The sequence below is a fragment of the Enterovirga sp. GCM10030262 genome (genome assembly GCF_042666435.1).
GTDB lineage: Bacteria > Pseudomonadota > Alphaproteobacteria > Sphingomonadales > Sphingomonadaceae > Allosphingosinicella.
The window spans coordinates 930001-948858 of the sequence record NZ_JBHTDC010000002.1; the positions used below are offsets into that span (position 1 = coordinate 930001).

Genomic DNA, 18858 nt, shown 5'->3' on the forward strand with positions numbered 1-18858 from the left:
GCGGCGTCTTCTACCCCGCCTTCCGCCGCCTGCGCGACAAAGGCGAGGCGCTGGACGGGCCGTATCTCCGGGTGGTTTCGGGCTACACGGCGACGACCTGGCCGGCGATGGCGTTCCTCGCGGCCGCGTCGACGCCTCTGGTGCTGATGCTCTACGGACCCGTCTGGGCCGGAGTGGCGCCTCTGCTGGTGTGGATCGCCTTGAGCGAATTCGCCTTCACCGCGCTGCCGCTGCACATGGACATTCCGCTGCTGATGGGAAAGATGCGCCGGCTGCTGCAGCTCAACATCCTCGACACGATTGCCTCGATGGGCCTGCTGATCGCCGGCGCCCTGTGGAGCCTCGAATGGGCGGCGGCGTCGCGAATCGGCTATGGCCTCGCTTGGCTGTGCATCTACGCCGCCTTCATGCGGCGGCTGGTCGGCTTTCGCTGGAGCGCTATGGCCGCCATCTACCTCAAGAGCCTGGCGGCGACGGCGGCGACGGTCGCGCCGCTGTTGATCGTCTACTGGCGCTGGCGCTCGCCCGAAGAGGTGGATTTCCTCATCCTCGCAGCGTCGGCCCTCGCCGGCTGCCTGGGCTGGATCGTCGCCATCTTCCTGGTCCGCCACCCGGTCCGCGAGGAAGTATTGGCGGTGTTCGAATCGGCGCTCGACATGCTGCCGCGCCCGCTGCGATTAGGCCGTTTCTAGACGCTCTGTATGTAGACCCGCATCGCCTCGGCTTCCCGTTCGAAGCGGTCGATCCGGTATTTGACGAGATCGCCGATCGAGACGATGCCGATCAACCGGTCGCCACCGACCACGGGCAGGTGACGGATGCGGCGCTTGGTCATCTGCGACAAGGCCGCGAGCGCGCCGACTTCGGTCGAAACGGTGATGGCCGGCGCGGTCATCACCCGTTCCACCGGCCAATCGAGTATGTCGGCGCCGTCCGTCCTCAGGCAGTAGATGATGTCGCGCTCGGATATGATGCCGGCGACCGACTCTCCCTTGACCACGGGCAGCGCGCCGATCCGGTTCTCCGCGAGTATCGAGACGGCGTCCCGCACGGTCCGGTCGGCCCCGATGCTGTGGACCTTGTCGCCCTTGCCCCCCAATATCGCCGCTATCGTCATGGTTCGGCCTCCTCTTCATGCGCCGACTCAAGGCTTGATGATCCCATGACCCGCCGTCAAATGAAAGCATGGCCGATCGAGACATCCTCGCGCTCAGGACCGCGCGCGCCGCACGCGCGTGGGCGCGCTACAGGCGGTTCACGGGACGGCTGGCGGTCGCGGCGATCCTCGCTATATCGCTGTCCCTCATCTATCTGAAAGGTGCCGGCGAGCCGATCCCGATCCGTATGATGATCGCGATTCTCGCCGGGCTGGGCCTGTCGGTGCTGATCGGCACCGCCTTGATGGCCTTTTTCTTCCTTCGCAACGAATCGAGCCGCCGCGACGCGGCCTCGGGAAAGACTGAAAATGACGACTGAAACCAGGGGCGACCCGATATTGCGAGTCGTCCCCCGCCCAGGCGACATCAACGCCAATGGCCATATCTTCGGCGGCTGGGTGCTGAGCCAGATGGACATCGCCGCGGGCATCGTCGCCTCGCGCGAGGCCGAAGGCGCCGTCGCCACCGTGGCGATCGAGGCGATGGAGTTCATCGCGCCGGTGCTGATCCACGACATCATCTCCATCTATGCGACGATCGAGCGAATCGGCCGCACGTCGATGGCGATCCGAATCGAGGTCGTCGCCGACCGCGACCGCGGGTCGAGCCAGGTGAAGGTGACCGAAGGCCTGTTCACCTTCGTCGCGCTGGACGAGAATCACCGGCCGCGGCCGGTGAAGCGGGGCTGACGTCCGGCAGCCGAGCGCGGATCAGCTGGTCGTGTAGGTGCCTTGATACCAGCCGGAACCGCCGGCATCCCAGCAATATTCGAGCGTCTTGTCCTGGAAGTTGCAATAGACCCGGATGCAGGGTCCGTCCTGGTTCTGCCAGCACGTCGCCGACACGTTCGAGCCGGCCTGGGCGAATGCGCCGTCGGTCCACGCCGAACCATCCCAGCACCTCTCGGACACCTTGTAGCCGTCCGTCGAATAGACACGGATGTGAGATGATCCGCTGCTATCGAACCAGCTCACCGCCGCCGTGCCGACGGGAAAATTGAAGTTGGTCGCCATGCCGCCCTCCCCTCTTTTGCGTGGGCGACCTGTCGAGGTCGTCCTCAAGCCCGGCACTGTCTCCCGTTTGGGAGCTTCATTCAACCCTCCGCGATTCGATCGCGCGGCCCGCGCAGCCGCTAAGGCCGGGACTTGATCCGGTAGCTTAGGGTCGCGCTGCCGTTGGCGGGGACGGTCACCGTCCATAAGGGGCCGCCGTCGCGCGTCGACAGCCGCGCGCTCGGCCTGGAGATGCGATTCGCGGTGCCCGGCAGCTTCGCCTCGAACCGCACGGGCCGGTCCTTGGCGTTGGTCACCGTCAGCCGATAGGCGGCACTTCGCTCGTCCTCGGCTTCCATGACCAGCGACGTGCGGACATCGATCGATTCGCCAAGCTCGATCTCGACATCCTCGCCGACCGCGAGATCGCGCGTAAGACCCTGCCCAACGAGGATGCGCCTGCCGCCATGATCCTGGAAGAAGGCGACCTCTCCGGACGGCAGGGCGAGCCCGAGGCCGGCGCTTTCGCGATTGCGCGTAGTGACCACCGGCGTCGCGCCCGATTCGCCGGGTTGATAGAGGTTCGCCCGATAGACGATGGCGATGGAAACGTCGCCGCGCCGGAGCAACGCCACCTGCTTTTGACTCATCGCCGCAACCGTAACAGGCTCGGGAATTCGATAGAGCCTCAGATCCCCCAGGAATTCCTCCTCCGCGATCATCGCGAGGGGGCTCGTGGAGGTGAGGTCTCTCCTCTGCATCCGCGAACCGGTGACGACGATCGAATCGAGGGCCATCGGCGGAGGCGGTGGCGCCGCCGGAGGCGGTGGGACGCGCCTTTCGAGATCGCTGGTCGTGGTTCCCGCCGGCCAGCATTGGAGGACAAGCGGCTCCGCTCTCGGTTTGATGCCGCGGCGCGAATCGCGGTCGAGCCGTCCGGCCACCGCCTGGGTGTCGGCGTCGGCGAAGCCCGTCTCGTCGCCATTGGCAAGGGTCAGCCAGGCGAACAGGTCCATGCTTTTTTCGTCGGCCGACAGTTCGGCGACATAATCGGCCTGCCAGTCGAAGCCGGTGGCTAGATAGGAGAGGGTGACCGTCGCGCTGGCCGGCGCGGCGCTGCGAACCCGGACCGAAAGGGTCGGTTTCGCCGACAGTCCTTCGGGCACGCGATCATAGAGGATCGTCTCGGGAAGGCCGGTGCAGCGGAGCGCCTCGATTCCCGCCGGCGTTTCCAGCACCACCGCGCCGCCCGCGCCCGAGCGGATCACCGCGTCGGTCTCGCTCACCTCTCCGGTCGCGCCCGAGGTGCGCCGGATGTGGACGCGGCGGCCGAGCGAGGCGTCGAGCAGGCTGGCGGGCGAAAGGAGGTACGCGTCCTGGTTCTTCTCGATCACGCCATCGGGAAAGCCGGTGACGATCGCGCTTTCCGGAATGATTCCGCCCGCGACGCCCTCGAAGCGGACGTCCGATTCGCCGGGCGGGACAGAGACCGTGCGGGTCTCGCTGATCAGCGCATAGCCGTTGAGCCAGTCGATATCCATCGGATCGGCGCCGCGATTCGGGTCGCGATAGACGGTGATGGAGACGGATTCGGGGCCGGGCGAGGTGGTGACGGTTTGGGCAAGCGCCCCGCTGGAACACACCATCGCCCAAACCACAACCGTTCGTGTCGAGCGAAGTCGAGACAACCAGCCGAGCGAAGCCGAGGCTCTCATGCGCAAGAATATCTCGGCTACGCTCGATGGGGCGTCTCGACTTCGCTCGACGCGAACGGGTGGGGGTGGGGGTGGGTTCACCAATGAGGGCCCTTCGACAGGCTCAGGGCGAACGGAGACTTGAGCATCGGCGGTGCCCTTCAGAACCGCGTGTCGAAGGTGGCCGTGACCGTCGCCTCGCCATTGGCGGGAACGGCGACGCGCCACAGCGCCTCGTCGGCCGACCGCCGGTCGCTCTCCTGGCTCTCCTCCACGATTCGCGTGTCGCCCCACAGGCCGTCCTGGATGAGATCGACCGTCACCGGCTGCGGCCGTGCGTTGGTCAAGGTGTAGCGCATCGTCGTGCGCCAGCGCTCGTCGTTCACGCGCTCGCGCCGCTCGACCACCGGCTGGACCTTGACGTCGAACGCCTCGCCGGTGCGGATGGCGATGTCGGAGCCCATCGGCGTGTGGCCGATGGAATTCTCGCCGACGAACTGGGCGTTGCCGCGCGCGTCCTTCATATAGACGCGGACGGTTCCCGCCGGCAGCGCGTCGCCCAGACCGGCGTTGCGGGAGCTTGAGAATTGGAGAACGGTGTCGGCGCTCTCCGCCTGGTCGCGGGTCTGGAGCCAGCCGTTGCGATAGACGTAAGCGCGGCGCGCGGCCGCCCCGGTCACGTCGAGGAAGCTCACCTGCTTGGTCTGCTGGTTGGCGATCGTCGTCCGCTCGGGCAGCGGATAGAGATAGAAATCGCCGAGGCTCTCGCGCTCGGCCGTCTCGGTGCCGGGCCGGTTGCCGGGCGGAGGCGGAGGCGGAGGCGGCCGATAGCCGCGCCGGCCGCCATAATTCTGCTCCTGCTGCACCTGGCCCGCGATCAGCAAGGTATCGGCATCGGCAAAGGTGGTGCCGGTGCTGTTGGTCAACGTCACCCAGCCCTGCACGTCGATGGTGCCGGCGGCTTCGTCGAACAAGGTGACGTAATCCGCCTTCCACCCCATGCCGGGCGTCAAATAGCTGAGGGTCACCGGCCGCGTGCCGGCGCGCGGGCTCTCCAGCGTCACCGAAAGGGTCGGGCGGGCGCGGAGATTCTCGGGCACCTTGTCGAAAATGACGCGGACGGGAAGGCCGTCGTCGCGCAGCACTTCGATCCGCTCGCCGATCTGGAGCACGACGCCGCCATTCACCGCGAGCACCCGCGCCCGCTCGCGCTCCTCGGCGCCGGTGGCGGGGTTGGTGCGCACCAGGGTGATCGTCTCGCCGACCGCTTTTTCCATCAGGCTCGATGGCGATAGCAGGTCGAAATCGAAATTCTGCTCGACGATCGCGACATCGGGGGCGTTGAGCGTCACCGTCTCGGGGCTGATCTGGCCGGAGACGTTGGGAAATTCCTGCCGTGATCGGCCCGACGGGATCGCCATCTGGCGCGTGTCCTGCACCAGCGCGAGATTGTCGTTATAGATGGTGACGGCGACGTTGCCCTGCGCGCTCTGCGCCCAAGCAGGCGCGGCCAACAGGCTGGAAACCAAAAGCAAAGCGCGCATCAACAAGCTCCCCCCGCTGGATGGGAGGAGCTTGTTACATGGTGACTTGCGGTGTCAATGCAGCTTGGTTGGTATGGCCGGATCGGCTTCCTTGTTCCCCGGAACGCACCCTAGAAATCCACCTGCGCCCGCGCGCCGATGACGTCGATGCTGTAGTTGCGATCGCCGGCCAGCGCGGGGATGGCGGCGTCGTCATAGCTCATCCGCCCGTAGTTCAGCAGGAAGCGGACATGATCCTGCGGGATCCAGACGAGCGAGGCCTGATAGCCCTGCTGCCTGCCGCCCAGGATGCCGGCATCGTTGAGGTCGAGATGGTCGTAGCGCAGATTGACCTGGAAGGCGCCGAAGCCGCCGTCGCCGACCGGGTTCAGAACCTTGGTGCGGTCGAATTTGCCGCTCTTGTAGCCGCGCGTCTCGCCGGTGAGGAAATAGCCGACCTCGGCATAGCCGCCGAAGAAGGTGGGGCTGCTCGCGGCGGGATCGGCGAGGTCGGCGTCTAGCCAGTGCACCTCGCCCGCGGCGTGGAACGGGCCATGGATGGCGGCCGCCTCGAGGCCGTAGCTCGTCTCTTCGGTGACGCCGAGCTCGGGCGTCGCCAGGAAGCGTGTGTCGGTCGAATGGATGAGAGGCCGCTGGCGGTAGCGGACGGTGTCGCCCCGTTCCGCCAGGTCGCGATTGTCGCGATAATGGGCGGAGCCTCCGAAGTGGAGCTGCGTCTTGCCCATCTTGGGGGCGAGGACGATCCGGCCGTCGGCGCCGAGCGAGTTGTTCTCGTCGTCGAGGTCGTGGATATTGTCGGTGAAGATTCCGGCATTGGCGATGAAGGGCCCGTTCTCATAGCCCGCCGAGAGGCCGACGCGGCGTTCGAAATTGAAGGCGTCGGTAAAGGCCGCGCGCTCTATGAATGAGGTGGAGAGCGAGCTGGTCAGCTCCTCCAGCGACTGAAAGCCGTTATGCTGGCCGATGGTGAGGCCGAAGCCGCCCCCCGCATCATAGCCGATGGTTGCGTCGGTGATCTCGGCGTCGCCCTCGGCGAAGTCCAGCTCGAACTTGTAGTCGAACCCACCGGGAATCGTGCCCGTGACACCTAGGCGGGCGCGTCGCAGTTCGTTGGAGAAACCGAGGCCGCGATCGGCGACCCCATCGGGACTGCCGACATGGCCGACATCATATTGCAGCCGTCCGCGAGGCTTGAACGACCAGCCGTCTTCGCCTTTGAACTCCGGCGCGCCCTTCCAGGTCACCTGGGTGGCCGAAGCCTCGGCGGGCGCGGGCGCGGCGGCCTTGAGGGCCGCCACTTCCGCTTCGAGGCTGTCGATCTTGGCGCGCATCGCGGCCAGCTCGGCCGCGACATCGGCCGTGTCCTGCGCGAAAGCCGGCGTCGCGGCGGTGAGCGCGGTGGCGGACAGCAGAGCCGCCAGGAGGATTTTGTTGCCCATCGGGATTCCCAATCATCATTCCGGCGCCCAATGCGCCGACCGTTCGAGGCGGAACTAGGACATATCGGTGACAGGCAAAGGACAGTCACGTGACATTATTGTGACTGCAACTCGTGACGCAGCCGCGCAAACGAAAAGGGCGGCGACTCCATGGAATCGCCGCCCTCGCCGGTGATGGTTGAAAGACCTCAGGCGGCCGGAGCGATTTCCTCGTCGTCGCGTGAACGGCGGACCCGGCGGCGCGGCGCCTTGGGCGCGTCGCCGCTGTCGACGGAGGCGATGGCCGGCGGCAGGATGTCGGCGGAAATCCGCTCGTCCCCGTCTGACGAGCCTTCGTCCTCGCGATCGCGGCGCACGCGCGGGCGCTTGGGGCGGGGTTCGTCGCCGTTGCGCTTCTCGCGGGCCGCGCGCGGCTCGCGTTCGGGGCGCTCCTCGCGCTCCTCCCGGTCGTCGCTCTCGCCGGCGTTCATCCCCTCGTCCCGATCGTCGTCCTCGTCGGACTGGTAATCGTCACGGGGACGCCGCTGCTCCTCGAAGCGCGGGCGGTTCTCATTGAGGACGCGGAAATAATGGTCCGCGAACTGAAGGTAGGTTTCGGTCTGGACACGATCGCCGGCGAGCTGCGCGTCGCGCGCCATCGCCTTGTACTTCTCATGAAGCTGGCTCGCATTTCCGCGCGAGCGATTGTCCTGGCGATTGCCTGAATTGGGTGCATTGTTCGGCGAGCGGGGCCCGCCGCCGCGACCGCGTCTGCGGCCGCCCTGACGATTGTTGATCAAAGCTAGTCCTCGTCAAAGGTGGTTATAGCCACTCCATCGGCCGGGCCCTTCCCGGCCGTCTGTTTGCGCGACTCCCGTGGCGGGCGGCCGCGCGCGGCTCCCGCCTCCTCACGCCAGGACCGTCCAGAGACGCCAGAGCAATCGGGGGTCGGCGACGGGAAGCCTCACGCATCCAAAGCTGTGATTGGCCCCGTCCCTGCCGCCTATGTAACTATCCGCGCATGAAAAACCAAGCGGAAAGATGTTTCAGCGAGATGACGGGCGCAGGATGAGGCAACGGACATGTCCGGCAAGGTCGTCCCGGAACGCCGCTTCGAGGCCCCCCGCATCGAAAAGCGCGGCGACGGACTTGCTCTGCCCGGCGCCGACTTCAACGCAAGCCACGCCGCCTTGCGACAACAAAGCCGGGACCTGCAATGCCAGGCGGCGATAGGCGTCGAGCCCGTCCGGCCCGGCGAACAGCGCCTCCGCGGGCTCCCAATCCGCCACGTCCCGGGGCAGCAATGCGCCCTGCTCGATATAAGGCGGATTGCACAGGACGAGATCGAAACGCTCCTCCAGCCCCTCCGCCCAATCGCCGGCGCGGAACCGGGCGCGGCCGGAGAGGCCGAGACGATCGGCGTTGGCGCCGGCAAGCGCCAGCGCGCGCTCCGATCGATCGACCCCAAGCCCGAGCGCGAGCGGCCATTGATCAAGCGCGGCCAGCAGCAAGGTGCCGGGCCCGGTGCCGAGGTCCAAGATGGTGCGTGGGCCGGCCTCCCCGAAATGGTCGACCGCCGCCTCGATCAACGTCTCGCTGTCGGGCCGCGGGATGAGGACGCCGGGCGCCACTTCCAGCTCGATCGTCCAGAAGGCGCGGCGGCCGGTGATATAGGCGACCGGCTCTCCCGCCTCGCGGCGGCGCAGGAGGGATTCGAAAGCGGTGGGCGCTTCATCGCCGAGACCGGAGAGCAGCAAGCCCTCGCGCTCGATCCCCAGTGCGTGAGCCATCAGCAGTTCGGCATCCAGGCGGGCCGTTTCGCTGTTCGCGGCGAGCCGCTCGGTCGCCGCGAGCAAGGCGGCGCGGGCGCTCGTCACGCCTCAATCATCCAGAGCCGCAAGCCTCTCGGCCTCGTCCTCGGCGATGAGCGCGCCGATCAGTTCGCCCATCTGGCCCTGCAGGATTTCGGGGAGACGGTGGAGGGTGAGGTTGATGCGGTGGTCGGTCACCCGTCCCTGCGGGAAATTGTAGGTGCGGATGCGTTCGGAGCGGTCGCCCGAGCCGACCATCGACTTGCGCGCACCGGCGCGCTCGTCGGCCAGACGCGAGCGTTCGGCTTCATAAAGACGGGTGCGGAGCACCCTCAGCGCCTTGGCCTTGTTCTTGTGCTGCGATTTCTCGTCCTGCTGGATGACGACGAGGCCCGTCGGCAAATGGGTGATGCGGACCGCGCTGTCGGTGGTGTTGACCGACTGGCCGCCGGGCCCGGACGAGCGATAGACGTCGATGCGGAGGTCCGCGTCGTTGATCTGGACGTCGACATCCTCGGCCTCGGGCAGCACGGCGACGGTGGCGGCGGAGGTGTGGATACGGCCGCCGCTCTCGGTCGCCGGCACGCGCTGGACGCGGTGGACGCCGCTCTCGAACTTCAATTTGGCGAACACGCCCTGGCCGGTGACCGAGGCGACCACCTCCTTGTAGCCGCCGACATCGGACGGGCTGGCCGAGATCAGTTCGACCCGCCAGCCCTGCTCCTCGGCATAGCGCTGGTACATGCGGAAGAGGTCGCCGGCGAAGAGCGCCGCCTCGTCGCCGCCGGTGCCGGCGCGGATTTCGAGCATCGCCGGGCGGTCGTCGGCCGCATCGCGCGGCAGCAATTTCAGCGCCAGCGCCCGCTCCGCTTCGGGGAGCTTGCGGCGGATATCCTCCGCTTCGTCGGCGGCCAGCTCGCGCAGCTCCGGATCCTCGGCCATGCCGTTCAGCACGTCGAGCTCCGACCGCAACCGCCGCACCTCCCGCGCCGCCGCCGCGACCGGCTCGATCTCGGCATAATCCTTGGACAGCCGCACGAACGCGTCCGGCGCCAGATTGGGCGCCGACATGGCATTCTGAATCTCGTCCTTGCGCGCCTCGATCTGCGCGATCCGTTCGGCGGAAATGGAAGTCATTTTGGCGGCAGGCCGACTTTACGAGTACCATCCTCGGCGACGTGCGTGATTACACCTTCCATGAAATCGTTCGCAGCAAGTCGTTCGAAGAGTTCCATTGCAAGGAAGTCCAAGGGGGCCGACGACTGCGCGCCTGTTTCCATATCCCGAATTGTGGCCTCTCCCGCGGCGATCTCGTCATCGCCCAAAAGGACCACCCACCTCGCGCCCGCCGCGCTAGCCTTAGCCAACCGTTTCTTTAGGTTGCCGCGGAAAGCCATATCGCAGGACACACCCTCGCCACGCATCTCGGCGAGCAATCCAACTGCCTTCGCCTCTGCTGCCGGACCGAGAGGCACGAGGGCCGTGTATATCCTCTCCACCTTCGGCGAATCGATAAGCATCGCCAGCCGCTCGATGCCGGCGGCCCAGCCGACCGCAGGGGTATGCGGCCCACCAAGCGCTTCGATCAGGCCGTCATAGCGGCCGCCGGCGAGGACCGTCCCCTGCGCGCCGAGGCGGTCGGTGACGAACTCGAAGGCGGTGTGGCGGTAATAATCGAGGCCGCGCACCAGCCGGGCGTTGCGGGTCCAGGCGACGCCGGCGGCGTCGAGGCCGGAGGTGACCTTGGCGAAGAAATCCGCTGCTTCCACGGTCAGGAAATCGTCGATGGCGGGCGCCGTGTCGGCAACCGGACGGTCCTTCGGATCCTTGCTGTCGAGGATACGGAGAGGATTCTTGTCGAGCCGGGCCAGGCTGTCCTCGGACAATTCGCCACGATGTTTCTCGAAATGCTCAACCAAAGCCGTCCGCCAGGCATCGCGCGTTTCCGCGTCGCCGAGCGTGTTGAGCTGAAGCGTGACGCCCTCGGCGATCCCCAGTTCCTCCAGAAGCTGATCGGCGAAGGCGAGCAGTTCCACATCCGCCAGCGGCGAATCGGTGCCGATGATCTCGGCGTCCAACTGGTGGAACTGGCGGAAGCGGCCCTTCTGTGGGCGCTCGTAGCGGAAGACGGGGCCGTGGGTCGCGACCTTCAACGGCGCGAGCTGCTGCCAGCCTTCGGAGAGATAGGCGCGGCAGATGCCGGCGGTGAATTCGGGGCGGAGCGTCAGCGAATCGCCGCCGCGATCCGGAAAAGTGTACATCTCCTTCGAGACGATGTCGGTGGTCTCGCCGATCGAGCGGGCGAACACCTGCGTGTCCTCGAACACCGGCATCTCGATGCGCTGGAAGCCGTAGAGCCGCCGCACCTTGTCGAACGCCTCGACCACGCGGCCGAAGCGGTCGGCCTGCTCGCCCCAGATATCCTGGGTGCCCCTCACTCTCTGCGGTCCCTTGCTCATGCGCGGCCCTTAGCATTTTTGGCTCGCGTGGGAAGCGGGGCGGCGCTAGGGGCGGCTCCGAACCACAGCCCGCTCATCCTGAGGAGCCGCTGAGCGAAGGCGAAGCGGCGTCTCGAAGGACGTGCACCGGTCCTTCGAGACGGGCCTTCGCCAGGCTCAGTCCCTCCTCAGGATGAGCGGGTTAGTTTCCGATCAGCGAATGGAAGCCCATGAACATAGACCTCATCCCCGTCGGCGTCGATCCGCCCAACTCAGTCAACGTCATCATCGAGGTGCCGGTCGGCGGCGAGCCGGTCAAATATGAGTTCGACAAGGTTTCGGGCGCGATCTTCGTCGACCGCATCCTCCACACGCCGATGCGCTACCCGGCTAATTACGGCTTCATCCCGCATACCCTTTCGGAGGACGGCGATCCGCTCGACTGCATGGTCGTGGCGCGATCGCCCTTCATTCCGGGGTCGGTGGTCCGCGCGCGCCCGATCGCGGTGTTGATGCTCGAGGACGAATCGGGCGGGGACGAGAAGATCCTGGCGGTCCCGGTCGACACCACCTTCCCTTATTACGAGAAGGTCGACGAGGCCGACGACCTGCCGCCCATCGTCAAGCAGCAGATCGAGCATTTCTTCACCCACTATAAGGATCTGGAACCCGAGAAATGGGTGCGGGTCGGCACCTGGGGCGGCCGCGAGGACGCGCGGCGGATCATTCTGGAAAGCATCGATCGGGCGAAGGCGAACGGGAAATAGGCCGCCTCCCGTCATTCCAGCGGACACTGGATTCTCACTTCTGAAGGAAAACCAGATTCCAGCTTTCGCTGGAATGACGGGGTTCTGCGGGTGGACGTGGGCCGGTCGATCCTTCATCCAAGGGGCACAGCCTCTTCGATGGAGTTTCCGTTGCACCCCAGCCTGCTCGTCCCTCTCGCCCTCCTTCTCGCCACTTCGGCCATCGCCCAACCGACCCCGCCCCAGCCGCTGCCCATCGACGCGCGCATTCCGGCGGCGCGGGACATAGCCTATCCGGGCACGATCGAAATCGAGGTCGATGCGTCCGACACGGCGCGCGCCATTTTCCGGGTCAAGCAGACGATTCCCGTGGCCGGGGCCGGGCCGCTCGTCCTCCTCTATCCCGAATGGCTGCCCGGCAACCACGCGCCGCGCGGGCCGATCGCCTCCATCGCTGGGCTAAAGATCAGCGCGAACCGCCGGCCCATCGCCTGGCGCCGCGACCCGGCCGACGTCTATGCCTTCCACGTCAATGTGCCCGAGGGCGTCGAGGCCATTGAGGTCGAATTCCAGCACCTCTCGCCGACCGAGCCCAATCAGGGCCGCATCGTCATGACGCCCGACATGATGAACGTGCAGTGGGAGAAGATGACGCTCTATCCGGCCGGCTATTATGTACGGAACATCGAGGTCGCGCCGACCATCATCCTGCCCGCCGGGTGGCAGGACGCGACCTCGCTCGACGTGGCGGGCAAGAACGGCAGCCGCATCGCATACGCGCCCGTCTCCTACGAAACGCTGGTCGATTCGCCGATGTTCGCCGGGCGCTATTTCAAGGAAATCCCGCTCGGCGAGGACGTCGATCTCAACATCGTCGCCGACCGGCCGGCCGACCTCGCCGCCACCCCGGCCCAGATCGCCGCGCACAAGAAGCTGGTCGAGCAGGCGCTGAAGCTGTTCGGCTCGCAGCATTATGACGAATATGAGTTCCTGCTCGGCCTCACCGACACGATGGGCGGCATCGGGCTGGAGCATCTGCGCTCGTCGGAGAATACCCATCCGCGCACCTATTTCACCGAATGGAACAAGGGCTCGGCCGGCCGCGACCTCCTCGCCCACGAGATGACGCACAGCTGGAACGGCAAATATCGCCGCCCCGCCGACCTCTTCACCCCCGATTACCGGATGCCGATGCGCGACAGCCTGCTCTGGGTCTATGAGGGCCAGACCCAATATTGGGGCAACATCCTGTCGGCGCGCTCGGGCATGATGCCGGTCGAGGACGTGAAGGCGGAACTTGCCCGCACCGCGGCTTATTACGACATATTGCCGGGTCGGTCGTGGCGGCCGCTGATCGACACGACCAACGATCCGATCGTCGGCGCGCGGCGCCCCAAACCCTGGTCGAGCTGGCAGCGCTCGGAAGATTATTACAGCGAGGGCATGCTGATCTGGCTCGATGTCGACAGCATGATCCGCCAGCAGACCGGGGGCGAGCGTTCGCTCGACGATTTCGCCCGCGCCTTCTTCGGCATCAACCCCGGCCACGAAGGCATCGCCACCTACACGTTGGAGGATGTCGTCCGGACGCTCAACGAGGTCGCGCCCTACGATTGGGCGACCTACCTCAACCGCCGCGTCGAGCAGACCGGCGAAGCGCCGCTCGAATGGATCGAGCGCGGCGGCTACCGCCTCGTTTATAGCGAGACCCCGACCGACTATTTTAAGTCGCGCGAGAAGGATCGGGGGATACTCGATCTTACCTATACGATCGGAGTCACGATCGGAAAGGAGGGCGAGATAGAAGGCGTCGCCTGGGATTCGCCTCTCTTCGACCAGGGCGTGACGACCGGCAGCAAGATCGTCGCGATCGACGGCCGCGCTTATTCGAACGACGATTTCAGGCGCGCGATCAGTGCGGCCAAGGGCGGCAAACAGCCGATCTCGCTGCTGGTTAGGAAAGGCGACCTCTACCGCATCGTCGCGCTCGATTATCATGACGGCCTTCGCTACCCGCGGCTGGAGAGGGTCGGGAGCGGCCCCTCGACGCTGGACGCCCTGCTCGCGCCGCTGCCATAAGAAGGGGAAGGGGGACCCTATGCCGCCATCGTTCCCCGGCGAAAGCCGAGGTCCAGATCGGAGCCGGAAGCTGGACCCCGGCTTTCGCCGGGGAACTGCCAGGCTTTCAAGCTTCATTGTCGCCGCCGCGCTGGCCCTGGCGGGTTGCGCCAGCGCGCCGCCCGTCGCGATCGACCAGCGCCCCAGCCTCGGCGCGGCTTCCGCGGAGACCCGGACGCTCGCCGCCCTCGCCCGCATCGAACGGCTCAACCCGGCGCTCAACGCCGTCATCGCCGTCGATCCGACCGCGCTCGATCAGGCCGCGGCGCTCGACCTCCAGAGAAAGGCGCGCGGGCCGCTGTTCGGGATGCCCTTCCTCTTGAAGGACAATATCGAGGCGAAGGGGCCGCTCCCCACCACCGCGGGCAGCCTGGCGCTCAAGGACAATGTCACGGGCCGCGACGCGCCGCTGGTCGCCAATCTGCGCGCGGCGGGCGCGGTCATCGTCGGCAAGGCGAACCTGTCGGAATGGGCGAACATGCGCTCGTCAAACTCGATCTCCGGCTGGAGCGCGATCGGCGGCCAGACCCGTAACCCGCACGCGCTCGACCGCAACCCCTGCGGCTCGAGTTCGGGCAGCGGCGCGGCGGTGGCGGCGGGGATGGTGCCGGCGGCGATCGGCACCGAGACCGACGGCTCCATCACCTGCCCGGCGGCAGTGAACGGCATCGTCGGTTTCAAGCCCACGGTCGGCCTGGTCAGCCGCACCCATATCGTGCCCATCAGCCACAGCCAGGACACGGCCGGCCCGATGACCCGCAATGTCCGCGACGCCGCTTTGGTGCTGACGGCGATGGCCGGCACCGACTCCGCCGATCCCGCCACCGCCGAAGCGGACGCGCGCCGGACCGACTATGTCGCCGCCCTCTCCGCCGACGCCCTCAGGGGCCGGCGCATCGGCGTGATGCGCTTCGCCGACGGCTTCGGCACCGACGCGCCGTTCGAGGAGGCGCTGGCGACCTTGCGGCGGGCGGGCGCGGTGCTGGTCGACATCGCCAATTTCGAAGGACGCGGCGCCATCGGCGAGGCCGAATATCAAGTGCTGCTGACCGAGTTCAAGGCCGACCTCAACGCCTATCTGGCGACGCTGCCGCCGAACGTCGAGACGCGCTCGCTGGCCGACCTCATCGCCTTCAACAAGGCCCATGCGGCGCGCGAACTGGCGCTGTTCGGGCAGGAGATTTTTATCGAGGCGGAGGCAACCAGGGGTCTCGACGGCCCGGCCTACGTCAAGGCGAGGGCGGATTCGCTCCGCATGGCCGGCGCCGAGGGCATTGACCGGCTGCTGAACCAGCATGACGTGGTCGCCTTGGTCGGCCCGACCATGCCGCCGGCCTGGCTGATCGACGCGGTCAACGGCGACCAGATTTCAGGCGGCGGCGCCGGCGGCCTCGCCGCGGTGGCGGGCTATCCGCACCTCACCGTGCCGATGGGTGCGGTGAAGGGGCTCCCGGTGGGCCTCAGCTTCATCGGACCCAAATGGTCCGACGGGCTCATCCTGTCGCTGGGCTATGGCTATGAGCAGGCGTCGCAGAAGCGGGTGGAGCCGCAATTCCTCGAATCGATCGAGGAAGGTCCCGAAATCGCGCCATTGCTGGAGCCGGTGGAGTAAGGAAGATATGTCACCCTGAACTTGTTTCAGGGCCCATGTCTCCACCCGCGCAGAGGCTCGCAGATGGATGCTGAAACAAGTTCAGCATGACGGCTTTTTGCGAGGCTTCTTCTTCGCGGCGCCCCTGAGGCCGGCGTCGACCGCCAGCTTCGCCCAGCGCTGCATCGCTTCCGGCTCGTCATAGACGTCGCTCGGGCCGCGGCGGTAGTTCATTGTGTCGACGCGACCGTCCTTGAAGGTGACGGAGAAGCGCTCGCAGCCTTCGGCGTCCCAGATCGCGTCCGTCTCGGCATCGGCCTTGAACCAGATCTCGCCCTCGTCGAGGATCGCGAAGACGATTCCATCGAGGTACAGCGTAGCGCCGCCCATCATCTTGCGCATGGTCACGGCGCCCAGCGGCTCAAGCGCCTCCTGCACCCAGGCGTAGAGGCCCTCGTCCATCAGTGGATGAGCTTCAGGCCGGCGATGCAGGCGACGATGCCGAAGATGAACGCGATGCGCAGCGCTCCGGCGGGCTCCTGGAAGAAGAATATGCCGACCAGCACGGTGCCCACTGCGCCGATGCCGCCCCAGACGGCATAAGCGGTGCCCATCGAAATCTGGCGCGACGCCAGCTCCAGCAGGCCCATGGAGAGCGCCACGGAGACGAGGAAGGCGAGCGTCCACGGCACATTTTTAAACCCGTCGACGAAGCGCAGGCAAGTGGTGAAGCCGACCTCGAACAGGCCGCCCAGGATGAGCCAGACCCAAGCCATTGTCACAATGCCGCCTCCATCTCCGCTATCGATACGGGCCGGCGCCGCGTCGCGATGACGCAGGCGACAACGATCATCGCCGCGCCAATCAGGGTCAGCGGCAGCACCGGCTCCGAAAAGACGACAAGGCCGAAGAACGAGGCCCAGATGAAGGCGGTATATTCGACCGGCGCCAGATGCTGCGCCTCCGCCCGCGCATAGGCCCACGAAAGAAGCATCAGCGACACGAAGGCGAGCAGGGCGGCCCCGGCCAGCGCCGGCACCTGCGGCGCAGTCGGCGCCACGGCGAGCAGGGGCGCGGCGATGAGGAAGCAGGCGCTCATGATGAAGCTCATGAAGAAGGCGACCTCCAGCGGCTTGGCGAGCAGCGCCTGCCGGCGCATCAGGATGATGTTGTAGGCGTAAAGTCCGGCCGAGGCGAGGATGGCGAGCGCGCCCCGGAACGCCTCCGGCCCCATCTCCGCCGCCGCCTGCCCGGAAAGAATGACGAGCACGCCGGCGAAGCCGAGCAGGGAGGCCAGGATCGCCTGCCGCTCGATCTTTTCCTTCAAGAGCCAGGCCGCGAGATAAAGGGCGATGAGCGGCGCCACGAAGGACAGCGCCACTCCCTGCGCCAGCGGCACCCGCGCCAGCCCCCAGAAGAAAAGGAACGCCATCGCGGCCGAAAGCACGCCGCGCAGCACGTGTATTCGCGCCGCCTGCGGACCCGGCCACGGGCTTCGCCGCGCGAAGAACATCGCCCCGCCGATCACCGCCCCGGCGAGCGTCCGCCAGAGCAAGGCGTTGTACGCGCCCATCTCGACCGACAACCCCTTCATCAGGGCGTCCATCGCGGAGAAGGCGGCGATGCCGAAGGAGGCGACGCCGAAGGCGGTGGCGGTGGAGACGGGCTTCATCGTCCCTCCCCGTCATTCCCGGGAAAGCGGGAATCCCGCTTCTTGTACTCGGGCAGGGGAAAAGCTGGATCCCCGCTTTCGCGGGGATGACGGTGAGGATGTATCACTCGGCGGCGTCGGGGATCGGCGTGTCGATCTGCGCGGCTTCGATCTCCGCCGCCTTGGCCTCGACCAGCCTGACGATGTGGTCGACCATATCCGCATCCTGGACGTGGTGATCGGTGACGCCGGACAGATAGACCATGTGCTTGCCCTGACCGCCGCCGGTGATGCCGATATCGGTCTCGCGCGCCTCGCCGGGGCCGTTGACGACGCAGCCGAGCACCGACAGCGACATCGGCGTGCGGATGTGGGAAAGCCGCTCCTCCAGCTTTTCCACGGTGCGGATCACGTCGAAGCCCTGCCGCGCGCAGCTTGGGCAGGAGACGACCCGCACGCCCCGGTTGCGGATGCCGAGCGCCTTCAGCATCTCGAAGCCGACGCGGACCTCCTCCTCCGGCTCGGCCGAGAGCGAGACGCGGATCGTGTCGCCGATGCCGGACCAGAGCAGCATCCCCATTCCGATCGAGGATTTGACGGTGCCGCCGATCAGGCCGCCCGCCTCGGTGATGCCGAGGTGGAGCGGGCAGTCCACCGCTTCGGCGAGCTGCTGGTAGGCGGCGACGGCGAGGAACACGTCGCTCGCCTTGACCGCAACCTTATAGTCGCGAAAATCCTGGCCCTCGAGCAGCTTGATATGGTCGAGCGCGCTCTCGACCAGCGCCTCCGGGCACGGCTCGCCATATTTTTCGAGCAGATCGCGCTCGAGGCTGCCGGCATTGACCCCGATCCGGATCGCGCAGCCGTTGGCCTTGGCCGCGCGAACGACCTCCGCCACCCGCGCTTCCGAGCCGATATTGCCGGGATTGATGCGAAGGCACGCCGCGCCTGCGTCGGCGGCTTCCAGTGCGCGCTTATAATGGAAGTGGATGTCGGCGACGATCGGCACATTCGCGGCGCGGACGATCTGTTTCAGCGCCGCTGTCGAATCCTCGTCGGGGCAGGAGACGCGGATTATGTCCACGCCCGCTTCCTCGCAGCGCCTGATCTGGTCGATCGTTGCCTTCGCGTCGGACGTGAGCGTGTTCGTCATCGTCTGCACGGTGACGGGCGCGCCGCCGCCGACCGGCACATTGCCGACCATGATCTGGCGGGAGGGGCGGCGCGCAATGTCGCGCCAGGGGCGGATGGACATGCGCCGCATATAGAGGCTCGACGTTACAAGGCCAAGGCAGGGAGACGGACGCGGCCGCGATGCGTTATGCGTGTATCGAACATGGAGATAGCAGATGCGAAAAAGCCTCTATGCGGTGCTGGCCGTTCTCGCGGTACCGGCCGCCGCCGTCGCCCATCACGGCTGGAGCAGCTACGACGCCGACCGCGCGGTCGGGCTTGCCGGGCCATTCACGTCCGTTTCGTGGAGCAACCCCCATGGCACCGCCACGATGAACTGGCAGGGCCGGCAATGGGACGTGATCCTGGCGCCAGTCTCGCGAATGGAAGCGCGCGGCCTGACTCGCGAGATGATCGCGCCGAGCAACCGGATCAGGCTGCTCGGCTATCCGCGCAAGGACGGCACCGCCGAGATGCGGATCGAGCGGATCATCGCCGACGGCAAGACGGTCGAGCTGCGCTGAC

20 protein-coding genes (1 of these 20 only partly in view) are annotated in these 18858 nt (G+C 66.7%); 7 read left to right on the top strand and 13 right to left on the bottom strand.

Annotated elements, in window-relative coordinates; genetic code table 11:
• A protein-coding gene (locus tag ACFQRC_RS13750) for an oligosaccharide flippase family protein (protein ID WP_379962198.1) crosses the window boundary here: on the top strand, positions 1-692 show its 3' portion. It extends 790 nt beyond the left edge of the window; only the last 692 of its 1482 coding nucleotides appear in the window; the start codon falls outside the window, past its left edge; the stop codon is at positions 690-692.
• Here ACFQRC_RS13750 and ACFQRC_RS13755 read toward each other — a convergent pair.
• Complete coding sequence (locus ACFQRC_RS13755; protein WP_379962200.1) at positions 689-1117, bottom strand: CBS domain-containing protein; 429 nt, start codon at positions 1115-1117, stop codon at positions 689-691. The genes ACFQRC_RS13750 and ACFQRC_RS13755 overlap by 4 nt on opposite strands.
• 68 nt (positions 1118-1185) lie before the next feature.
• Here ACFQRC_RS13755 and ACFQRC_RS13760 point away from each other — a divergent pair, with 68 nt between their 5' ends.
• Positions 1186-1476 (top strand): hypothetical protein, encoded by a 291-nt coding sequence (locus ACFQRC_RS13760; RefSeq protein ID WP_379962202.1) that lies wholly within the window; start codon positions 1186-1188, stop codon positions 1474-1476.
• The gene (locus ACFQRC_RS13765; protein ID WP_379962204.1) at positions 1466-1846 is read left to right on the top strand and encodes an acyl-CoA thioesterase; all 381 of its coding nucleotides are present in this window, start codon (positions 1466-1468) and stop codon (positions 1844-1846) included. Before ACFQRC_RS13760 ends, ACFQRC_RS13765 begins: the two co-directional genes overlap by 11 nt.
• A 21-nt stretch (positions 1847-1867) precedes the next feature.
• Here the strand turns inward: ACFQRC_RS13765 and ACFQRC_RS13770 are convergent, their stop codons facing one another.
• The 8 genes from ACFQRC_RS13770 to hisS all read right to left on the bottom strand — a co-directional run bounded on the left by ACFQRC_RS13770 (position 1868) and on the right by hisS (position 11075).
• Complete coding sequence (locus tag ACFQRC_RS13770) at positions 1868-2170, bottom strand: hypothetical protein (protein WP_379962206.1); 303 nt, start codon at positions 2168-2170, stop codon at positions 1868-1870.
• A 119-nt stretch (positions 2171-2289) separates the two neighbouring features.
• Complete coding sequence (locus tag ACFQRC_RS13775) at positions 2290-3795, bottom strand: DUF4139 domain-containing protein (RefSeq protein ID WP_379962208.1); 1506 nt, start codon at positions 3793-3795, stop codon at positions 2290-2292.
• Positions 3796-4004: 209 nt separating this feature from the next.
• Complete coding sequence (locus ACFQRC_RS13780) at positions 4005-5387, bottom strand: DUF4139 domain-containing protein (protein WP_379962213.1); 1383 nt, start codon at positions 5385-5387, stop codon at positions 4005-4007.
• A gap of 110 nt (positions 5388-5497) precedes the next feature.
• A complete protein-coding gene (locus tag ACFQRC_RS13785) occupies positions 5498-6826 on the bottom strand; it encodes an OprO/OprP family phosphate-selective porin (protein ID WP_379962215.1) in 1329 nt (442 codons plus the stop codon).
• A gap of 188 nt (positions 6827-7014) precedes the next feature.
• Entirely contained in the window at positions 7015-7605 is a 591-nt protein-coding gene (locus ACFQRC_RS13790) for a DUF4167 domain-containing protein (RefSeq protein ID WP_379962217.1), read from the bottom strand.
• Between the two features lie 246 nt (positions 7606-7851).
• Positions 7852-8682, bottom strand: coding sequence for a peptide chain release factor N(5)-glutamine methyltransferase (gene prmC, locus ACFQRC_RS13795; RefSeq protein ID WP_379962234.1), 831 nt, complete (start codon positions 8680-8682; stop codon positions 7852-7854).
• 3 nt (positions 8683-8685) lie between these two features.
• Complete coding sequence (gene prfA / locus ACFQRC_RS13800) at positions 8686-9753, bottom strand: peptide chain release factor 1 (protein WP_379962236.1); 1068 nt, start codon at positions 9751-9753, stop codon at positions 8686-8688.
• Entirely contained in the window at positions 9750-11075 is a 1326-nt protein-coding gene (gene hisS / locus ACFQRC_RS13805) for a histidine--tRNA ligase (protein WP_379962238.1), read from the bottom strand. Before hisS ends, prfA begins: the two co-directional genes overlap by 4 nt.
• Before the next feature lie 209 nt (positions 11076-11284).
• Here hisS and ppa point away from each other — a divergent pair, with 209 nt between their 5' ends.
• The 3 genes from ppa (at position 11285) to ACFQRC_RS13820 (ending at position 15530) form a co-directional block, all read left to right on the top strand.
• Positions 11285-11821, top strand: a complete 537-nt coding sequence (ppa, locus tag ACFQRC_RS13810) for an inorganic diphosphatase (protein WP_379962240.1) — start codon at positions 11285-11287, stop codon at positions 11819-11821.
• A 150-nt stretch (positions 11822-11971) separates the two neighbouring features.
• A complete protein-coding gene (locus ACFQRC_RS13815; protein ID WP_379962242.1) occupies positions 11972-13879 on the top strand; it encodes a M61 family metallopeptidase in 1908 nt (635 codons plus the stop codon).
• Between the two features lie 19 nt (positions 13880-13898).
• Complete coding sequence (locus ACFQRC_RS13820) at positions 13899-15530, top strand: amidase (protein ID WP_379962244.1); 1632 nt, start codon at positions 13899-13901, stop codon at positions 15528-15530.
• A gap of 81 nt (positions 15531-15611) precedes the next feature.
• Here ACFQRC_RS13820 and ACFQRC_RS13825 read toward each other — a convergent pair whose 3' ends face one another.
• The 4 genes from ACFQRC_RS13825 to ispG form a co-directional block, all read right to left on the bottom strand.
• Positions 15612-15971 carry a TfoX/Sxy family protein gene (locus ACFQRC_RS13825; RefSeq protein ID WP_379962246.1) on the bottom strand — a complete coding sequence of 120 codons (360 nt, stop codon included), beginning with the start codon at positions 15969-15971 and terminating at the stop codon, positions 15612-15614.
• Positions 15971-16285 carry a DMT family transporter gene (locus tag ACFQRC_RS13830; RefSeq protein ID WP_379962434.1) on the bottom strand — a complete coding sequence of 105 codons (315 nt, stop codon included), beginning with the start codon at positions 16283-16285 and terminating at the stop codon, positions 15971-15973. Before ACFQRC_RS13830 ends, ACFQRC_RS13825 begins: the two co-directional genes overlap by 1 nt.
• A gap of 2 nt (positions 16286-16287) precedes the next feature.
• A complete protein-coding gene (locus ACFQRC_RS13835; RefSeq protein ID WP_379962248.1) occupies positions 16288-17181 on the bottom strand; it encodes a DMT family transporter in 894 nt (297 codons plus the stop codon).
• Positions 17182-17284: 103 nt separating this feature from the next.
• Positions 17285-18415 carry a flavodoxin-dependent (E)-4-hydroxy-3-methylbut-2-enyl-diphosphate synthase gene (ispG, locus tag ACFQRC_RS13840; protein ID WP_379962435.1) on the bottom strand — a complete coding sequence of 377 codons (1131 nt, stop codon included), beginning with the start codon at positions 18413-18415 and terminating at the stop codon, positions 17285-17287.
• 94 nt (positions 18416-18509) lie between these two features.
• Between ispG and ACFQRC_RS13845 the strand changes: the two genes are divergently transcribed.
• Positions 18510-18857 carry a DUF6152 family protein gene (locus ACFQRC_RS13845; RefSeq protein WP_379962250.1) on the top strand — a complete coding sequence of 116 codons (348 nt, stop codon included), beginning with the start codon at positions 18510-18512 and terminating at the stop codon, positions 18855-18857.
• Position 18858 lies beyond the last annotated feature (1 nt).

Bases quoted from the DNA above. Each gene is read 5' to 3' on its own strand.
- ACFQRC_RS13830 (WP_379962434.1), bottom strand. From the start codon at position 16,285: ATGGCTTGGGTCTGGCTCATCCTGGGCGGCCTGTTCGAGGTCGGCTTC.
- ACFQRC_RS13775 (WP_379962208.1), bottom strand. From the start codon at position 3,795: ATGGTGTGTTCCAGCGGGGCGCTTGCCCAAACCGTCACCACCTCGCCC.
- ACFQRC_RS13825 (WP_379962246.1), bottom strand. From the start codon at position 15,971: ATGGACGAGGGCCTCTACGCCTGGGTGCAGGAGGCGCTTGAGCCGCTG.
- hisS (WP_379962238.1), bottom strand. From the start codon at position 11,075: ATGAGCAAGGGACCGCAGAGAGTGAGGGGCACCCAGGATATCTGGGGC.
- ppa (WP_379962240.1), top strand. From the start codon at position 11,285: ATGAACATAGACCTCATCCCCGTCGGCGTCGATCCGCCCAACTCAGTC.
- ACFQRC_RS13785 (WP_379962215.1), bottom strand. From the start codon at position 6,826: ATGGGCAACAAAATCCTCCTGGCGGCTCTGCTGTCCGCCACCGCGCTC.
- ACFQRC_RS13765 (WP_379962204.1), top strand. From the start codon at position 1,466: ATGACGACTGAAACCAGGGGCGACCCGATATTGCGAGTCGTCCCCCGC.
- ACFQRC_RS13820 (WP_379962244.1), top strand. From the start codon at position 13,899: ATGCCGCCATCGTTCCCCGGCGAAAGCCGAGGTCCAGATCGGAGCCGG.
- ACFQRC_RS13760 (WP_379962202.1), top strand. From the start codon at position 1,186: ATGGCCGATCGAGACATCCTCGCGCTCAGGACCGCGCGCGCCGCACGC.
- ACFQRC_RS13770 (WP_379962206.1), bottom strand. From the start codon at position 2,170: ATGGCGACCAACTTCAATTTTCCCGTCGGCACGGCGGCGGTGAGCTGG.
- ispG (WP_379962435.1), bottom strand. From the start codon at position 18,415: ATGTCCATCCGCCCCTGGCGCGACATTGCGCGCCGCCCCTCCCGCCAG.
- ACFQRC_RS13780 (WP_379962213.1), bottom strand. From the start codon at position 5,387: ATGCGCGCTTTGCTTTTGGTTTCCAGCCTGTTGGCCGCGCCTGCTTGG.
- ACFQRC_RS13835 (WP_379962248.1), bottom strand. From the start codon at position 17,181: ATGAAGCCCGTCTCCACCGCCACCGCCTTCGGCGTCGCCTCCTTCGGC.
- prfA (WP_379962236.1), bottom strand. From the start codon at position 9,753: ATGACTTCCATTTCCGCCGAACGGATCGCGCAGATCGAGGCGCGCAAG.
- ACFQRC_RS13755 (WP_379962200.1), bottom strand. From the start codon at position 1,117: ATGACGATAGCGGCGATATTGGGGGGCAAGGGCGACAAGGTCCACAGC.
- ACFQRC_RS13845 (WP_379962250.1), top strand. From the start codon at position 18,510: ATGCGAAAAAGCCTCTATGCGGTGCTGGCCGTTCTCGCGGTACCGGCC.